Consider the following 238-nt stretch of genomic DNA (forward strand, 5'->3'; position numbering starts at 1 on the left):
GCGGCGTGCACACCGGTGGCGGTGCCCTGACCTCGGTCAACGGGGGTGACACGGGTGGTTCCGACGAGTCGAAGGACGACTCGGACAAGGACAAGGACAACGGCGACAAGGACGACAAGGACTACGGCGACAAGGACGACAAGGACTACGGCGACAAGGACGACAAGGACTACGGCGACAAGGGCCACGGTTACTCGAAGGGTGACCACGGCAAGCCCTGGGGCGGCGTGCACACCGG

Annotated in this window: 1 pseudogene; it reads left to right on the plus strand. The window is 65.1% G+C overall.

Going from position 1 to position 238, the window contains the following annotated elements:
• Positions 1 to 238: pseudogene (locus tag H0H10_RS00295) on the plus strand (DNA primase); the annotation flags it as partial.

The sequence above is a fragment of the Streptomyces griseicoloratus genome, from assembly GCF_014534645.1.
Lineage (GTDB): Bacteria > Actinomycetota > Actinomycetes > Streptomycetales > Streptomycetaceae > Streptomyces > Streptomyces griseicoloratus.